The organism is Nitrosopumilaceae archaeon (assembly GCA_035631875.1).
Lineage (GTDB): Archaea > Thermoproteota > Nitrososphaeria > Nitrososphaerales > Nitrosopumilaceae > TA-20.
This window is the reverse complement of record DASQHX010000009.1, coordinates 322,500-339,513: the sequence shown is the minus strand read 5'-3', so window position 1 is coordinate 339,513 and position 17,014 is coordinate 322,500. Positions and strand designations below refer to the sequence as shown.

Genomic DNA, 17,014 nt, shown 5'->3' with positions numbered 1-17,014 from the left:
TTAATAATATTTTAATTCGTTTACATCTAGAGTTCTTGTGCAATATCTGCATCTAAGAACAAGACCAGTTTTATCAACTACATCCATTATAGGCTCAATGTCTTCGCCACTATTTGTTATACAATCTGGATTTGAACATCTGAATATTCGCTCAATCTCATTTGGAAGAGTTACTCGCCTTTTTTCGACCAGTTTGTAGTCTTTGATGATATTTACAGTAGCTTTTGGTGCAATCAGTGCAAGCTTGTTGGTATCACCATCTTTTAGAAATCTATTCTCAACTTTTATGATGTCTTTTTTTGCAACCTTTGAGCTAGGAACATTTAGTGCTAGTGTAATGACATTGCCGTCCTTTCCATCTATCTCAAGTGCATTTAGAACTTTGAGACCCTTTCCTGCCTCAATGTGATCAATTACAGTACCATTCTTGATTCGTCTTACTATAAGATCAGACTCTGACATTGGAATACTTTGTATAGTACTCATATATATTATTGAACGAGAATGAGCAATTCTTTTTTCCAAAAAGATATTGTCTCAATCCGTGATTTTGACAAGAAAAAATTTGAGACAATCTTTGATGCTACTGATAAAATAATTAAAATGAATCCAAGTGAGCGTCGCGAACTTGCTAGAGGAAAAACCTTGGGATATCTTTTCTTTGAACCAAGTACCAGAACTAGATTAAGCTTTGAAGCTGCAATGGCATCATTAGGTGGTACATCAATAGGCATAGCTGATGCTTCATCTTCTTCCACCAAGAAAGGTGAGAGCCTTGCTGATACTGTAAAGATAATGTCACTTTATTCTGATGTTCTTGTACTGCGACATCAGCTTGATGGATCTAGTAGGTTTGCAGCAGAAGTTTCAGAAAAACCAATGATAAACGCAGGAAGTGGAACAGAAGAACATCCTACTCAAGCAATATTGGATCTTTATACAATTTGGAAAGAGAAAAAACGAATTGACGGTCTGAAAATAGGAATTGTTGGCGATCTAAAATATGGCAGAACAGTATATTCATTACTCTATGCACTTGGTAACTACAAAGTTGATGTACATCTTATTTCCCCAACAGCATTAAAAATTCGTGCTGATTCTACTTATGAAATTAAAAAACGATTGCCTTACAAAGAATCAACAGATCTAGAAGAAAATCTAGATGAATTTGATGTTCTTTATGTTACAAGAATACAAAAAGAAAGATTTGCTGATGCTGAAGAATATGCCAAAGTTAAGGGTAGCTACAAGATTGTGCCTGATATGTTAAAGAAAATGAAAGACGATGTCATAATAATGCATCCATTACCACGTCTAGATGAGATTTCACATGATTTGGATTCTACAAAACAAGCAAAATACTTCAAACAGGCTGAATATGGTAAAGATACACGTGCTGCACTTCTTGCCCTTATTTTAAATGAAAATGGATTTTAATTCATTAAAATTTAAGGAAATATGTTACAAGTAAACTTTAACAGGTCAAAAATTGACAATGGGTTGTATTAGAAGTTGACATATGATAATGATCTAGTAAAAAAGGCATTAGTCAGTCTTGTTATAGAAACAACCTTGCTTGAAATTGGAAAAGAAACATATGATAAGGTTGTTCATGATCTACATAAAAAATATCAATGTTATCTTCCAGATTGCTTTGATCATCCTGAATACCTTAGTGAAATACTAAAGGATTTGTATGGTAATGCTCATAATGTTATTGTAGAAAAAATCAACAAACAACTAGAGGAATTTTCATATCATAAATCTATAGCAGATTTTGTGAAAATCTTAAATCAATAATATAATTTTTTTTACATTGCATCAAGAAACTTTAACTTATCTCCAATATAATATTACAAAATACAAAATAGCAGTACAATTTTGCAGATAATTATTTGACAAGTTTTTGAAATGTAGTGTTGTTGAATAGCCTAAGAAATGATTTGTCCTTTCTGACTCGATCTTTAAAAATTTCTTCTTCTTTGTCATTATGTTCATGATGTTTCTCATATTCGTCAAATGCTAATTTTAAAACATCTAATGTTTCTTTATCATTTTCCTGTATTGCAAGGCTACGGGCTTTGTGATAAAGTGCATTTGCATCATGATTATCATATTTTAATGCCTTGTCAAAATATTCAAGTGCCTTTATGTATCTGCCTAAAATGTGATAAGAAATTCCCTTGTTTATGATAACATCTGTATTCTTTGGATCATGTTTTAGAACTTTGTTAAAATAAGGTATGGCTTTTTTTGGCTTGTTTATTTCATTAAGAGTCATTCCTAATCGCATAGATGCATCAAAATCTTCAGGATTGATTTTAAGAGCTTTTTTAAAACAGTCGGTTGCTTCTCGATATTTCTGTAATTCTGATAAGGAATTTCCTTTATTGCAAAGCGAATCAACATCATTAGGTTTTATCCTAGATGCTTTGTCAAAACAGAAAATGGCTTTTTTGTGATTTTTTTGTCCAGCGTATACAATTCCTTTATTGTTTAGAATTATTGGATCATCTGGAGAAATTCTCAAGGCCTTATCGTATGTATTTATAGACTCATCATGTTTTCCGAGTGCAGTTAATGCATTAGCCTTGTTGCATAGAGCTACTATGCTTTGGGGTTTTACTTTTAATGCCTTGTTAAAGTATGAAATAGCATCAAGGTAAATTCCAGCATCATACAAAGTTGTTGCTTTGTTGTAAAGAACATCAAAGTCGCAAGGATTTATTTTTTCTGCCATGTCATAATATTTTAAGGCATCTTGAAATTTTCCTAATTCAGATAATGTAGTTGCTTTGTTAACTAGAGATTCAAAATCATTTGGGTCTATTTTTAGAATTTTATTATATTGTTGAATCGCTTTTTTGTGATTTCCGATGCTTGTGAAATGTACTGCTTTATCATGTAAAAAAATAATGTATGTTTTTTTATTTTTATTCATTTTTTATAAAAGACCCTGATTACTATCCTCGAATATGTTGATGTACATATTTTAGGCATTTTACAATTAGACTGACTAATTCCTGATAATTATTAATTGTATATAAAGATAATATGCTTAAATTATTAAATCATAACAATTTATTGATTTAATTTTAATAACAAAATGATTATATGTTAATAACATACTATCCTCTAAAGTGAAATCTGGACAAAAAATAGGAGTAATAGGTGGGGTAATTGCAGCTGCAATCCTTATAGCTGCTGTTGTTTTGACAAGTACTAATATTTTCCAACAACAAAACACGCAAAGTACAATACCACCTGTCAGTCCGAGTTCAACATCAACGATACAAATAGTTGCAGCTGAAAATTTTTGGGGCAGTTTAATATCTCAGCTTGGCGGAACACATGTCCAAGTGTTGAGCATTGTTTCAGATCCTAATGCTGATCCTCATGAATACTCAAGCAACGCCGCTAATGCAAGAGCAATTTCAACTGCTGATTTTGTCATTGTCAACGGAGCCGGATATGATGACTGGGCTCTAAAAATTATTTCGGCAAGTAATAATCCAAATCAAAAAGTTTTGAACGTTGCAGATCTTCTTGGAAAAAAACAGGGCGATAATCCACATTTTTGGTATGGTCCTACTTATGTGAATGAAACTCTGAATAAGATGTACTCAGATCTTGTTTCTATCGATCCAACAAATGCCGCATATTATACACAGCAGTATGCTAACTTGAATGCATCACTTGGACACTATAACAATAGAATCAACGAGATCAAGCAGCAATTCCATGGTACACAAGTAGCATCTACAGAGAACATCTTTGAGTATCTTGCAAACGCTGCGGGTCTTGACCTCGTATCTCCTCCTGAATTTATGAAAGCTGTTGCTGAAGGAAACGATCCGCCGGCACAGAGTGTTGTACAATTTCAGCAGCTGCTTCAAGGCCAGGGTGGAAATGTGACCGTGTTGGTCTACAATGAACAAACCGTAACACCGCTCACGCAAAGTATCAAGGCACTTGCCGCTAAAGAAGGTATTCCGATTGTTGGTGTAACAGAAACAATACAGCCATCAGATGTTACATTCCAAGATTGGATGAATGGAGAATTGCTCTCTCTTCAAAACGCACTTAATGCACAAGCCCTTGGAAAATGACGGATGAGCACATCACATTCCAAGATCATTACAGCTGAACATGCAGTAGCTGGTTATCAAGATAAGACCGTCTGGAGTGACGCCAGTTTTGACATTGATCGCGGTGAGTTTGTGGCAATTATTGGTCCTAACGGAGCAGGTAAGACAACTCTATTTCGTTTACTACTCGGATTACAGCAACCAGTTAACGGCACTATCAAAATATTCAATGCCCCTCCTAAGCGTGGAAATACACAGATTGGTTATGTGCCCCAGCGTCACACAATTGACAGCGAAACTAATATTGAATCTCTCGAATTAGTGCGACTAGGTTTTTCCGGCAAGCAGTGGGGTTTTAACCTTTTTTCCCAAAAAGACCGCAAAGCTGCTTTTGATGCGCTGGAAGCTGTTGGAGCGAGAGAGTTGGCACATCGTTCCCTCAGTACATTGTCAGGTGGAGAACTACAGAGGATATTTCTAGCAGAGGCATTAGTAAGCAATCCTGATATATTATTGCTTGATGAACCATTGTCGAATCTTGACATGAGGCGCGAGAAAGAATTGTTGCAGCTTGTCAATAACGTGGTTAGATCGCGTAATGTAACAGCATTACTGATAGCTCATAACATTAATCCTCTTTTACCATTTCTCGATAAAGTGGTGTATATTGCCAATGGCAAGCTGGCAACCGGAAAACCGAAAGAAGTTTTGACGTCAGAGTCTCTTACAGCTTTGTACGGGGTTCCAATTGAAGTACTGAATGATTCCAAGGGCAATATTGCGATTATAGGTATTGAGGACAGCCATGGTCATGAATAGTGCTACCTTTAGCATTAATTTACTTGCTGACCTGCAACAAATGTTTCAGTTCGAGTTTATGCAACATGCATTTGAAGCAGGAACAATAGTCGCAATCATAGCAGGCATTGTCGGTTACTTTGTTGTGTTACGTCGTTCATCGTTTGCAGCCCATGCACTTGCTCACATTGGTTTTGCCGGTGCAGCAGGAGCCGTATTATTTGGAATCAGACCTGTTTTTGGTCTTCTGTTGTCTACAAGTGCCAGCGGTTTTGTGATGGCCATACTTGGTCCTCGTGCTGCCCATCGTGACACTCAGATCGGTATAGTTCTTGCATTCATGTTAGGCATGGGCGTATTATTCATCAGCCTCTATACTGGTTATGCGACTGAGGCATATTCTATCTTGTTTGGAGAAATATTGGGCATTAGTAGCAGTGATGCCTTTCTAACACTTGTTGCTGGTTCGATAATTTTAGCTGCAATTGCGGTTGTATATCGACCGCTTTTATTCGCATCACTTGATGAGGAAGTGGCAGAAGCAAAAGGAATGCCTGTTCTTTTGCTTGGCATAGTTTTCATGCTTTTGGTTGCAATTGCAGCATCGATCGCTGTTCAGGTGGTAGGTGTCCTTCTTATTTTTTCATTAATGGTCACGCCAGCGGCAACTGCTCAACGATTAGCAAAACGACCACAGCGAGTTATAATAATTTCTATAGTTATTGCTCTAATGGCAACGTGGCTGGGTCTCTTTATTTCATTTTATGAGCCATATCCGGTAAGCTTTTTCATAACAAGCGAAGTGTTTATTTTTTATTTGTTTGTTAGGTTCATTTATCAAAGAATTAAACCTAGGGAAGTTTATCAGACTAATTCCCAGTGAGAGATCAATGTAAAATATATCTACAGATTTTTTATAACTCAAAATAAAAGATCTAAGGACAGTTACAATTGGCATAAAACTATTTCGAAATCCTCATGAAATTAATTAAATTTCTGAATTGGAATCAGGTAATAGTTAATTTCACATGTTCCATCTTGTCACTTGCTTGGAACTCTCGTGACATTTCATTAACCTTTGTTGCTTTACCGTTGAGTATGAACAATTCTAAACACTTATCGTTTCTTATCTTACAATGAAGATGTGTCTGAATTATGTTTTCAAATCTGTGTTTTATTTTGGTTACAGACTCTTCATCGTCTTCCTCATGTGTAACTGTAAGAATACAACCAATATCACCTGTCTGTTTTTCTTTGTCTATTTTGTCTGTTAGAAGCATCCTTATTCCGGCTCTTATCAATTCAGATCTTCCAGTAAATCCAAACTCTTTTTGGAGTTGATCCATCTCTTTCAAGATATTATCATTTAGTGATATGCTGATAATTCCCATGTAAATTTTTAATTAATAATTATATATAAAGTTATTATGAATAAATTATTAAGTTTTATGAGAATATGTAGTTATTTTTAATATAAAAAAGATTATAAGTTAATAATATTTATGATTTTGTATGAAGTCAGGCAAGAGTGCAGTAATAATTGGCGGGATAATTGCGTCTGTCATAATTGCAATTATAGCTGTATCAATGAATGCCAGTCTTCTGCAATCAACAACACAAAACTCAGCACTGAATATACAAACACCTGAAAAGCTCAAAGTAGCAGCATCATTTTTTCCATTATATGAATTTACAAAAAATGTAGCAGGTGACAAGGCCGATGTTTCCAGCTTTCTTCCAATTGGAACTGAACCACATGAATGGGAACCCAGTATACAACAGATTCAAGAATTAAAAGGAACAAAACTTTTCATTTATAATGGTGCTGGCATGGAAGCATACATTTCAAATTTCATGTCATCTGAAGAATTTTCAAACATGACATTTGTCAAGGCTACGGAAGGTATCACTCTCTTGAAAGCTGATTCTGCTGAAGACGACAAACAAATTCTAGCTCAGGGAGGAATGGATCCACATGTGTGGAACGATCCAATACTTGCAGAACAAGAAGTCACAAATATAAAAAATGCTATGGAAAAAGCAGATCCTATAAATGCTAAATATTATGAGGATAATGCAAATGCATACATTGCAAAGTTAGTTGCACTGGATAACAGCATAAAATCTGGATTATCAAACTGTAAAAAAGATACTTTTGTATCATTTCATAATGCATATCATTATTTTACAAATAGATATGGTGTACATGATGTCTGGATAAGTGGAATGGCACCGGAAGCAGATGTTCCACCACAGGATATTCAAAAGGTAGTCCAAATTGCAAAAGACAAAGATGTCAAAGTAATATTTTCTGAGGATTTGGTTGATCCTAGACTTGCTAATACATTAGCTAATGAAGTAGGTGCACAGGTTTTGGTACTAAGCCCTCTTGAAGGCATAAATCAAACTGAACAACAAGAAGGAAAGACATACCTAGACAAGTGGTATCAAAACCTGCATAATCTCAAAATTGCGCTAGAATGTCAATGAATGCATTAGAAGTGGAGAATGTTTCGGTAGGTCATAATGGAGCTCTAGCAGTAAACAAGATCAGTTTTAGTGTTCAAGAGGGAGATCTACTAGGTATTGTTGGACCAAATGGCGCAGGTAAAACCACTCTGTTTAGAGCTATTCTTGGATTGCAAAATTATCAAGGCAAAATCAAATTATTTGGATATGAAGGAAATCAATACACTACATTACTATCAATGATAGGTTATGTTCCACAAAAAGTAAATTTTGAACCAAACTTTCCAGCAACTGTTTCTGATATTGTTGCAATGGGAATTTTATCACGAAAAAAGTTAGCTATAGGTGCTGCCTTAATGCAAAGTTGTGGATGCTGTTGGAACAGAATATTTCAAACATCTATCAAAGATAATGAAAAAATAGAAGAAGCACTAAAGATTGTAGGATTAGAATCATTCAAAGATAGAAGAATTAGCGAACTATCAGGAGGTGAACAACAACGAGCTTTCATTGCAAAAGCTCTTGTCAAAGAACCGTTGTTGATGATATTAGATGAACCTGTAACTGGAGTAGACATGGAAGTACAAAACAAATTCTATTCAGTACTTAGAAAAATAAACAAGGAAAACAAGATCACCATAGTGTGGTCTTCACATGATCTTACTGCAATTTCGGATTTGGCAACTAGAGTAGCATGTATGAATAGAGACTTGTTCTTTCATGGTGAGAAAGAAGAATTTTTTGCAAACAAAGATCTACTCAAAACGTATTCAGAATCCGCAATGCAGATGCACATGCACAAACACGATATGTGATTTAAATGAATTTGGATATCTTGTCGTATGGTTTTATGCAAAGAGCTCTGCTTACAGGTGTAATAGTATCAATTACCTGTTCAATTATAGGCCTTTTTTTGGTATTGAAAAGATACTCTTTATTTGGTGATGCTCTCTCTCATGTGGCATTTGGTGGTATTGCCCTTGGATTCTTTCTTAACATATATCCAATTTGGACCGCATTTGCTGTTTCTGTTTCAGCTGCTCTTGGTATGACAAAACTAAGAAAGAGTACCAAAATATCAGGAGATGCTGCCATTGCAGTTTTATTATCATCAGGCTTTGCTATAGGCGTATTACTCATTAGTGCATCACATGGGTTTACTATTGATCTTTTCAGCTTTCTGTTTGGAAGTATCTTGTTAACAAGTACGCAAGACACACTAACAATTTTAGCAGTAAGCTGTGGTGTAATTGTGACATTGATTGTAATTAGAAAACCAATGATACATTTTACATTCGATGAAGAACAGGCAAAAGTTCATGGGATACCTATTGAAAAACTAAATTATCTCTTCGTAGCTTTGGCAGCAGTTACTGTAATTGCAACAATGCGATTGGTTGGAATTTTATTGATATCTGCACTCATAGTGTTACCAAACATAACCAGTATAATGATGGGGAAAGGATTCAAAAAAACAATCATTATTTCAATCTCTCTATCAGTAACTGCAGTAGTTGCTGGAATAACAACATCTTATTATTTCAATCTGGCTCCATCGGGAGCTATAGTTATGCTAATGGTTGCAATGTTTGTAGGAACATTGATAGCAAAACATGCTGGTTTGTTTTCAACAAAAATATTAACAAATGAAAATAATTCACTTAGTACATAACTCTAAATTTTGTGAATTTCGAAAATGAGATTGCAATTACAAATATCGCAAAAAGAACTATCAATGAACTAATTGGAAATTCAGGCACTCGTGTAGGATTTGAAATAACTGATGACATTTCTGCGCCTGCAAAGCTATTTCCCTTTATGTTCTCAAATGCTATTGTGATTGGACCTGTAGCATTTGCTGGAATGGGTGCTGTAATGGTATTATTACCTGTCTCAGCTGTCACGCCAGATTTCTGAAAGATTGCTTTATGATTTGCAATTAATGAAAAATCATAGCCTATATCACTAACTGTCTGATTTACGAGATAAGGATCCAGAATTTTAAAGTTGAATTTAGTATCAGATCCAGCTGTGATCTTTGGTGGATCCCAACTTAAACTAATCTTGAACTGTGCATTTCTTGTAAATTGTACTATGGGAAAGCCAGTTTCATTACTTGGCATTAAGGAATAATCCATTTCTGATTTGGAAGATTGCTGTTTTATCGCCAAATTTGCTAGTTCTTGCTTGTATAATATTAGATGAACTATTCTGTCATCAGATGAATAATCATCTATTGTAATAGCATTATCAGGTAGTTTGATTCCATTGACATAGGCATTATATTTTGTAACTAGAAAATCTCCAAATGTTTTTGGAATCTTGAGCTCTTGATGAACAACTGATACATTATTGATATTTCCCTCTGACCAATCAAATAGCATTGCAAAGTTTATTGATTTTTTTTCTGAATCATAATGGAAATTATTAATCTGATCATAGTATGCAATCATTGTAACATTTTGATTACCGTAATCTTTGTCATGAATTTGGTATTGGTTAGTTTCTGGAATAGATATAGCTGCGTTGTATGATTTGCTAATTTGATTGTCGTATGAACCAATTGTTAATACGTTAATTTTGAATCTGTATAATCCACCAGAATTAAAGATTGGACCCTTTATGTCATACTTGCCACTATGCTGATCAAGCAAGCCAGAAAAAACTGCCCCTTGTTCATTAATTGAAATATCTCCAGATTCTTGTGGGTATGCAAATATTAGAAAATTTCCGCTATCACTTTTAAAAATATGACCAAAAAGAGCTTTGTCACCTTTGAATGCAGATATTGAAACTGTGACATCAGGAAGTGGTTGTTGATTAGATACATCAATTACAAAGAAGTTCATTTCTGTGCCTGTGTGATAGTCATCTATAGAAAATGGTGTAGAGGCAATTGACAAAGTCACATTTATGTTTCCAATCATTTCAGGTGGTAAAGTTTCACTTGCAAGGCCATCGCCGTAAGCTGATAAAAATAAAAGACCAGAAGATCCGAAAAAAATTAAAAGTAGAAAATATTTTGTATACAAAGATATCATATTCTATACTATGATTGATTTCATTACTATAAATAAACACTAAAGTTGATTCCCAAATTGTTACGTTTGGCTTTAAAATTGAAAAAATAAAAAATGAAGTTCACCTAAAAAAGCGGTGAAGTATTTTTATCCGCCACCGATAAATCCTTCTGTACTAGAGAATGTTAAGGTGTTTCTATCTTCAAAGTGAACTGGTTGCTTGCCACTGTTTATTATGGCAAAGTCAGTTGCACCCTCAGATGTGCCTATGTCAAAGTGATATAGACAATTCTTTCCTGGAGTAGATAGCTGTGGGAGGTACTCCTTATCCACAGGAGTTAGTGTATTTACACCAACATCAACTACTCCCTGTAGATATGTTATTGGTGTGTTGCCTTGTTTGTCACATGGTAGGTATGCTGCAACATGACCTTTGGTAGTCATAAATGGAGTTGTATCTACCAAGTCTAGAAATTCTCCCGATTTTAGAGTTATTCCGTTCAAACTGAACCATTGCTCATTTGGCATTGGATTAATTTGTGCAGTATCTGCATGTACAGAAGTTATTTTTTGCATTGGATTTAACCCAAATCCAATTGCGGCCACAATTGCTATTCCTAGAATTGTGCTTAGAAGTTTTTTATTCTTCATTACTCATGAGAAAAATCAATTTATTATTTTACCAATTTGGTATATTCGTCAAATGAACTATAGTACATTCTATGATTGTACCACGTTTTTTATAAAATAAATTTACAAACAAGAAGTGACTTCATAAGGATTCTAAGATGTCCTTTACGAACATCTTAGTTCCTTTCTAGAATATGAAATATAGTACCTAAAGAGAATTGAAAATATCTGCAAGACGATCTGCTGATTTTTCAATTAACGTTGGATGATATTTGTTAATTGCATTTTGAACTATTTCTACATCTTTTATGTAAAAGATTTTTTTTGATTCAATAATTTTGATTTCTACAATATTGTTTTCGATGAGTTGACTAAGATAAATTGAGACTGTTGAGGGTGATTTTCTTACTTTTTCTACTATCTTGTTAAATGAAAGCATTTTTTCATCAAGTAATGACAACAAAATCTGTCTTGGAGTCTCTTGTCTTAGATTTCTTATCAGAATAGATTCTTCACCTGTAATACCAAGGGGATAAAATCTAGTTTGTCTAGGACCTCTTTCCACTTTTACAACTCCGATTTTTTCTAATTTTCTTGTATGGTAGCTTAGTACACCATTTTTCATACCTGTTTCTCTCATTATCTCACGGAATTTTATTCCAGGATTTTTTTCAATAATGTCAATTAACTGTAAACTTCTATCCAATTCAATCTCTCCTAAATACACTTAATGCAAACATTCCTAGTGTACCGATCATCAAAATATGTCCTAATTCAGCTGCTGAGAATTCTCCAAGATAGTAAGTATATTGCCATGCCGCATCTATTACAGAAAATGATTCTGATACAACAAACAAAGAAAATGCAATCATAGTAAACAAAAGTCTTCTAGTTCTATTCTTTGAATATGCAAGAGCAGAAATAATACTCAGAAAAACTGCAAAACTAATCCCTGCAAAATGAAGTAGTATGTGGAAAACTTGGAATTGATGAGATATGTGAGGTAGTACAACAGGTATAGCTAAAAGTCCAACTACCACAAACATCACTATGCTAAGTAGAGTGGATTTATTTTCTAACATCTCACTATATCTGAACACGATTAAAATTAGCTTTTCAGAAATTTAAATGAACTGGTACAAAAGTAGAACTAGTATTAATGAAATTATATTTGTTAATCTGTATTTTTCTTTATTTGTCTTATACTGTTCTTTAGATCTGTAACACTTTTTGAATAAAAGAAAGCAACAACTATTAGCAATCCTGCCATTGAAGGAGCTACCATGTCTGCATAGCTGAAGCCCAGACGTGGAATTCCTGCAGGTAAGTTATTTGTTTGAGAATTGTCTTGTGTTAATGCAGGATTCACATTTGTTGATATAATTCCAAGTGAACCACTCATGTATTCTGCCATGACTATGTTGCCTTGTGAATCTACAGTTAACCACTGAACCCATGTATTTTTCGTTGGTATGTCAAACTCACGGAATTCACCAGTTCTAGGATCCATTACAGCGATTTTATCCAACGTATGTTGTGCAACCCAAAGATTATGATAATTATCAAAAACCATTCCAAGTGGCAAATCTGACTTCTCTAAGTCTAAGGTGATTTTTTTGAAGGTCTTTAAAAGTGGATTAAAAACCGATACTGCATAGCCATCATGTTCTGAAACGTAAATGTTACCTGTTACAGGATCTGAAATTATACCTGTAGGAGTAGCAAGTATAACATTATTTTCTGTTGGAGCATATTCATTAATTTTATAATTATTAGGATCTATACTTGCTATCTTTCCGATTCCTCCTTCGGCAATCCATATTTGTCCTGATGATTTTTCCATGGTAATCCCTAAAGGTTGAGAACCATTCTCCAAGTTTATTGAAGTAAAGTTCTTTGTTATTGGATTGAATTTCAACACTTTATCATTAGATGCATCAATTAACCAAACATTATCAGAATCATCTATGGTAATTCCAGAAATAGTGCCTTGACTTGGAATTTTATAGATTTGATTAGAGTTATTACTTGGATCATAATTTCCAATTATTTTTGATATTGGATCTGTGTACCATATTTTATGTTGAGAATCTAATGTTATAGCTGATATAATGTTAATACCATTAATTTTATGTTCAATGAATTTTTTTGAATTTAGATCAAACTCAAATATTTTACTATTATTGTCGCCTATCCAAACTACATTTCTACTATTATCATACGCAGGATACAAAGGTCGGCTATTGTTTTCAGGCATTTTGAATTCTTTAATATTGACTGTTAGACTAGACAAATTTGGTTTCACAAGTAAGTCATCATAAGACGCAACAAGATTGAGTGAATTTTCCTTATTTTGAATTCCCTCTATTCGTGCATTCCAATGTCCTGGGAATCCAAATGCAGTGTTTACAGAAAATATTCCTGTAGAAACTTGCTGTGCGTTTATCGTGATTGGACCTATTCCCTTATCGACTTGGGTTAATCTCAATTGTACTGATTTCATATCTATTGGATTTTTGTTTGAATCTAAAAATGAAATTTTAAAATCATTATTGCCTGTAAAAAATGGATTAATTGTTAAAATTATTCTACTGCCATTTTCTACAAATTTTGTTTCTGAAAACTTCTGATCAGTGATTGTATTATCGAGTGTCGCTAGTGCAAAAATATTTTGATCTTGTATTGATTGTAACTGATTTTGAAATTCACTTGATGGAACACCAGAGTCAACAAGTACAGCAACAGAAGCAATCAAAGCTATGCCTATTAGTGATTCAATTTTTGCACTATTAGTAAATTTAGATAAAATAGATTTTGTATCATTTACATTTTGTGTAGTTACTGTTCTATTTTTTGTAGTTAAACTGTTAGTTGTGTTGAATGCTTGCTTGTGTATGATCATCTGATTATATGCTCCTATAGCTATCATAGCTGCAGCAAGAGAGAGTTTTACAATCAATATTTTGCCATATGTCGATGCTAAGGTTAAGGCAAGATTATTTTCAAGAGAATATAGCAGAAATGGACCAGTAATTACTATTGCACCAAGAATTGTTATTGCTATAATTGAAAACCTAGGGATCAAAATTGATATGGTAGATACGCCAACATTTTCATTGACAAGTTTTAGTTTTGGCATTACAATGAATGCAATATAGAAAATTCCACCAATCCAAAGAGAAGCTACTACATTATGTATGAAATCTAGTATTAGTGGTAATATTTTTCCAGTAGCTGCACCGTGGCTGATTAAACTTGTAGTTGCAAGTACTACTAAGCCCATCCCAAATAATCCTAAAACATGTACTCTGGATACGATGAAATTTGATTTTTTTATTTTCTGTAATATTACAAAAGATAATACAAGCAATGTAACTGATGAGATCATTCTGATTACCCATATGTTTCCAAATTTTGTAGAAATTGCATCCAGAATTCCTGCATTAATTGAATAAGCTTGAACAGCAATCATGGCAAAGCCAGATGATAATATTATAACGGAACCAATTACTGCTAGTTTCATCATACTTACATCAATTTTGATTCTACTTTCTGTTAGAGAGGTTTCTAACCACTGAATTCTTGATAATGGTTTCCATAACCACAATGTGGCAAATGAAATACCAACTACCATGACCTGACCAACTAGCGCAGGAAATCTTGTGATTGCTTCAGGGATGGAGATCTCTTGATAATTGCTACTAGTAGGATTAACAAAATTTTGTGGTACTGCTTGACCTATAGCAAAAACTATAGCATCTTCAGTTACATGACCATCTGTTTGATCAAGAACTTTGGTAGTAATGGTATAAATTCCATCTTTAAGTCCAGAAGGTAATGATACACTTAATGTAGTTTGATCATTATCAATGTAGTGCTGATCTTTTTCTTGTATCTCATTTCCATCAGAATCCAAAACTTTTAGCTGGCTATACCTAATATCTACAGGATCACTAAAGTATACATCAATTTTAGACGGTTGAGTAGCCAATGATTGTCCTTGAGCAGGATCACTTTTCGTTACAAAAGCATGCGCATAAGAATTAGGAATATTTGGAATTGCAAAGATTATCGATGATATAATTACAATGATTAAAATAATTTGAAATGATAATTTGCCATTAAACTTTGTCATGTACAATGACTATTAAGCTGATTTTACTATATGGCTCTTACTAAGATTCTTAACAAACAATTGAATTAGAATTTTTATGTAGAAATATTATAAAATGAAGTTTAGAAATGATTTTTTATTTTTATACTATGGTGTTCGACATTTGTACTAGAAAATATTTAAACAAAGAGAACGATCAGCAAAATGTGAATAAAAAGGTCATAGCATTATTACTAGCTGGTATAATCTCTTCTGGATTGATATATACTCATCCTGCATACGCACATAATTTTGGTGGAGATGAGAGTGCATCTTGGCTTGCCAAAGTAGCAGAAATCAAAACTGAAGTAAGTATAGTTGCAAAGCATGTTGGTGATACGGCTGCAATTGATTACTATTCTGATGCATTAGGAGAGTATTGGAATGTAAATGACACAAGAGAAATGGGAGAGAGAAATACTTTGTTACAAACAGAGATTCCAACTACTATTAATGCAACTCTTGATGATGCTAGAAAAGCCGGAAACCAGAATATGGTAAATGATGACGTATCAAAACTTAATGGTTATCTAGATGAATCTATACCAGTACGAGTTGACAAGGACAAGCTAAATAACTCAACTGTACAAGCATTAGCTGTAACTTTAGTGCTTAAGGAGACATTAGAAAAATATGGTGACGCAATAAATGCAACTGTTGATCTAAATGATATGTCCCAAATGAAAATGGGTGATAACATATCAGGAGGCAGTATGGTCATGACCAGTACTGTAGTTGATCAGAATAAATATGAAAATTCAATAGGTCTTGCAACCTCAGCACAAAACTTGTTTAATGACCTTGCTGCAAAGAATCCAGATAAATCTGACGGAAATGCAAAAGTATCAGCGGCATTTACAAAACTATTACAGGATCTAAATAGCAAAGCTGATGCAAATACCATAATGATGGATGTCCATAAAGATCTTCATCCGGCTCTTATTTCTGCTTATAATATACAAGAGGGCTATCAAGTAACACCTGGTTATAATAATCCGGGCTCATCTACAACAGTACCAGAATTTCCAATGCCAGCATTATTGGTAATAATTTCTATAGTAGGTGTTATAGCGATAACAAGATTTAGATCCATAAAGTTAAGACAATAAATATCAGATCATTTACTTTAAGCTAAATGAAAACAAGAATTCTAACTCTTGCATCTATCTCTATCCTGATTTTATTAATACTTTCAATTTCTCCCTTTGCAGTAAAACCAGCATCAGCACATATTACCAAAGTATTTGGTAATTATCTTGTAACAATTGGCTGGCAGAACGAGCCGGTGTATAATGGATTGATAAATGCACCTATAGTTATAGTGAAAAAAGGCAGTGGGGACAGCGCTAAACCTGTCATCAACGCATTAGCCAACATGCAAATCTCAATAAAATATGGTTCAGTTACAAAACAATTAGATTTTGTTCCTGATAATACAGCTGATGGGCAGTATGTTTCTCCATTGATTCCAACTCGAGTTGGAACTTATAGTCTTATTATGAAAGGTACTATAGAAGATCAAAGTATTGATACCGAAATACCGCTAGATGATGTTGCAAGCGTAGATATTCTTAATTTTCCATCATCTGGTTCCGCAGATACTTCCAATATGGGACAAGTTAGCACAATTATCAATCAACTAACAAGTGATATTGAAGATGCAAAAAGCAGTGCAAATTCAGCTGCACAAAATGTAGCAAACGTTGGAAAATCCTTTCAAGATGTAAAGGACACTACTGATAGATTGTACATGATAAGCATGGCAGGAATTGGTATAGGTGTAGCTGGAATAGTTATTGCAGTATTTGCTATTTCTCGTAAAGGTGAAAAAATTTGATTTTTTATAATAAATTACT

18 protein-coding genes are annotated in these 17,014 nt (G+C 33.9%); 10 read left to right on the top strand and 8 right to left on the bottom strand.

What is annotated here, in order from left to right; translation table 11 throughout:
• Nucleotides 1-462, bottom strand: coding sequence for an aspartate carbamoyltransferase regulatory subunit (gene pyrI, locus VEU72_03920; protein ID HYL66279.1), 462 nt, complete (start codon nucleotides 460-462; stop codon nucleotides 1-3).
• A gap of 42 nt (nucleotides 463-504) precedes the next feature.
• Between pyrI and pyrB the strand changes: the two genes are divergently transcribed.
• A complete protein-coding gene (gene pyrB, locus VEU72_03915) occupies nucleotides 505-1,437 on the top strand; it encodes an aspartate carbamoyltransferase (protein ID HYL66278.1) in 933 nt (310 codons plus the stop codon).
• Between the two features lie 75 nt (nucleotides 1,438-1,512).
• The gene (locus tag VEU72_03910) at nucleotides 1,513-1,800 is read left to right on the top strand and encodes a hypothetical protein (GenBank protein HYL66277.1); all 288 of its coding nucleotides are present in this window, start codon (nucleotides 1,513-1,515) and stop codon (nucleotides 1,798-1,800) included.
• Nucleotides 1,801-1,891: 91 nt separating this feature from the next.
• Here VEU72_03910 and VEU72_03905 read toward each other — a convergent pair whose 3' ends face one another.
• Nucleotides 1,892-2,941, bottom strand: a complete 1,050-nt coding sequence (locus VEU72_03905) for a tetratricopeptide repeat protein (GenBank protein ID HYL66276.1) — start codon at nucleotides 2,939-2,941, stop codon at nucleotides 1,892-1,894.
• Between the two features lie 199 nt (nucleotides 2,942-3,140).
• Here VEU72_03905 and VEU72_03900 point away from each other — a divergent pair, with 199 nt between their 5' ends.
• Genes VEU72_03900 through VEU72_03890 form a run of 3 tightly spaced genes read left to right on the top strand, consistent with a single transcriptional unit; the run spans nucleotide 3,141 to nucleotide 5,769 of the window.
• Nucleotides 3,141-4,109 carry a zinc ABC transporter substrate-binding protein gene (locus tag VEU72_03900; GenBank protein HYL66275.1) on the top strand — a complete coding sequence of 323 codons (969 nt, stop codon included), beginning with the start codon at nucleotides 3,141-3,143 and terminating at the stop codon, nucleotides 4,107-4,109.
• A 3-nt stretch (nucleotides 4,110-4,112) separates the two neighbouring features.
• Nucleotides 4,113-4,907, top strand: coding sequence for an ABC transporter ATP-binding protein (locus VEU72_03895; protein ID HYL66274.1), 795 nt, complete (start codon nucleotides 4,113-4,115; stop codon nucleotides 4,905-4,907).
• A complete protein-coding gene (locus VEU72_03890) occupies nucleotides 4,894-5,769 on the top strand; it encodes a metal ABC transporter permease (GenBank protein HYL66273.1) in 876 nt (291 codons plus the stop codon). Before VEU72_03895 ends, VEU72_03890 begins: the two co-directional genes overlap by 14 nt.
• Nucleotides 5,770-5,893: 124 nt before the next feature.
• Here the strand turns inward: VEU72_03890 and VEU72_03885 are convergent, their stop codons facing one another.
• Entirely contained in the window at nucleotides 5,894-6,277 is a 384-nt protein-coding gene (locus VEU72_03885) for a CopG family ribbon-helix-helix protein (protein HYL66272.1), read from the bottom strand.
• Between the two features lie 121 nt (nucleotides 6,278-6,398).
• Between VEU72_03885 and VEU72_03880 the strand changes: the two genes are divergently transcribed.
• Genes VEU72_03880 through VEU72_03870 form a run of 3 tightly spaced genes read left to right on the top strand, consistent with a single transcriptional unit; the run spans nucleotide 6,399 to nucleotide 9,027 of the window.
• Nucleotides 6,399-7,376 carry a zinc ABC transporter substrate-binding protein gene (locus VEU72_03880; GenBank protein HYL66271.1) on the top strand — a complete coding sequence of 326 codons (978 nt, stop codon included), beginning with the start codon at nucleotides 6,399-6,401 and terminating at the stop codon, nucleotides 7,374-7,376.
• Entirely contained in the window at nucleotides 7,373-8,170 is a 798-nt protein-coding gene (locus tag VEU72_03875; GenBank protein HYL66270.1) for a metal ABC transporter ATP-binding protein, read from the top strand. The genes VEU72_03880 and VEU72_03875 overlap by 4 nt, the downstream gene beginning before the upstream one ends.
• Nucleotides 8,171-8,175: 5 nt before the next feature.
• A complete protein-coding gene (locus tag VEU72_03870) occupies nucleotides 8,176-9,027 on the top strand; it encodes a metal ABC transporter permease (protein HYL66269.1) in 852 nt (283 codons plus the stop codon).
• Here VEU72_03870 and VEU72_03865 read toward each other — a convergent pair.
• The 5 genes from VEU72_03865 to VEU72_03845 form a co-directional block, all read right to left on the bottom strand.
• Entirely contained in the window at nucleotides 9,017-10,396 is a 1,380-nt protein-coding gene (locus tag VEU72_03865) for a hypothetical protein (GenBank protein ID HYL66268.1), read from the bottom strand. The genes VEU72_03870 and VEU72_03865 overlap by 11 nt on opposite strands.
• 126 nt (nucleotides 10,397-10,522) lie before the next feature.
• Nucleotides 10,523-11,026, bottom strand: a complete 504-nt coding sequence (locus VEU72_03860) for a hypothetical protein (protein ID HYL66267.1) — start codon at nucleotides 11,024-11,026, stop codon at nucleotides 10,523-10,525.
• A 187-nt stretch (nucleotides 11,027-11,213) separates the two neighbouring features.
• Nucleotides 11,214-11,711, bottom strand: a complete 498-nt coding sequence (locus VEU72_03855) for a winged helix-turn-helix transcriptional regulator (GenBank protein ID HYL66266.1) — start codon at nucleotides 11,709-11,711, stop codon at nucleotides 11,214-11,216.
• A gap of 1 nt (nucleotide 11,712) precedes the next feature.
• Nucleotides 11,713-12,087 (bottom strand): hypothetical protein, encoded by a 375-nt coding sequence (locus VEU72_03850; protein HYL66265.1) that lies wholly within the window; start codon nucleotides 12,085-12,087, stop codon nucleotides 11,713-11,715.
• Nucleotides 12,088-12,179: 92 nt separating this feature from the next.
• Nucleotides 12,180-15,140, bottom strand: a complete 2,961-nt coding sequence (locus VEU72_03845; protein HYL66264.1) for a copper resistance protein CopC — start codon at nucleotides 15,138-15,140, stop codon at nucleotides 12,180-12,182.
• Between the two features lie 185 nt (nucleotides 15,141-15,325).
• On the opposite strand from VEU72_03845, the gene VEU72_03840 reads away from it, so the two are divergent.
• Nucleotides 15,326-16,267 carry a hypothetical protein gene (locus VEU72_03840; protein HYL66263.1) on the top strand — a complete coding sequence of 314 codons (942 nt, stop codon included), beginning with the start codon at nucleotides 15,326-15,328 and terminating at the stop codon, nucleotides 16,265-16,267.
• A 26-nt stretch (nucleotides 16,268-16,293) separates the two neighbouring features.
• The gene (locus VEU72_03835) at nucleotides 16,294-16,995 is read left to right on the top strand and encodes a hypothetical protein (GenBank protein HYL66262.1); all 702 of its coding nucleotides are present in this window, start codon (nucleotides 16,294-16,296) and stop codon (nucleotides 16,993-16,995) included.
• Nucleotides 16,996-17,014: the final 19 nt, after the last annotated feature.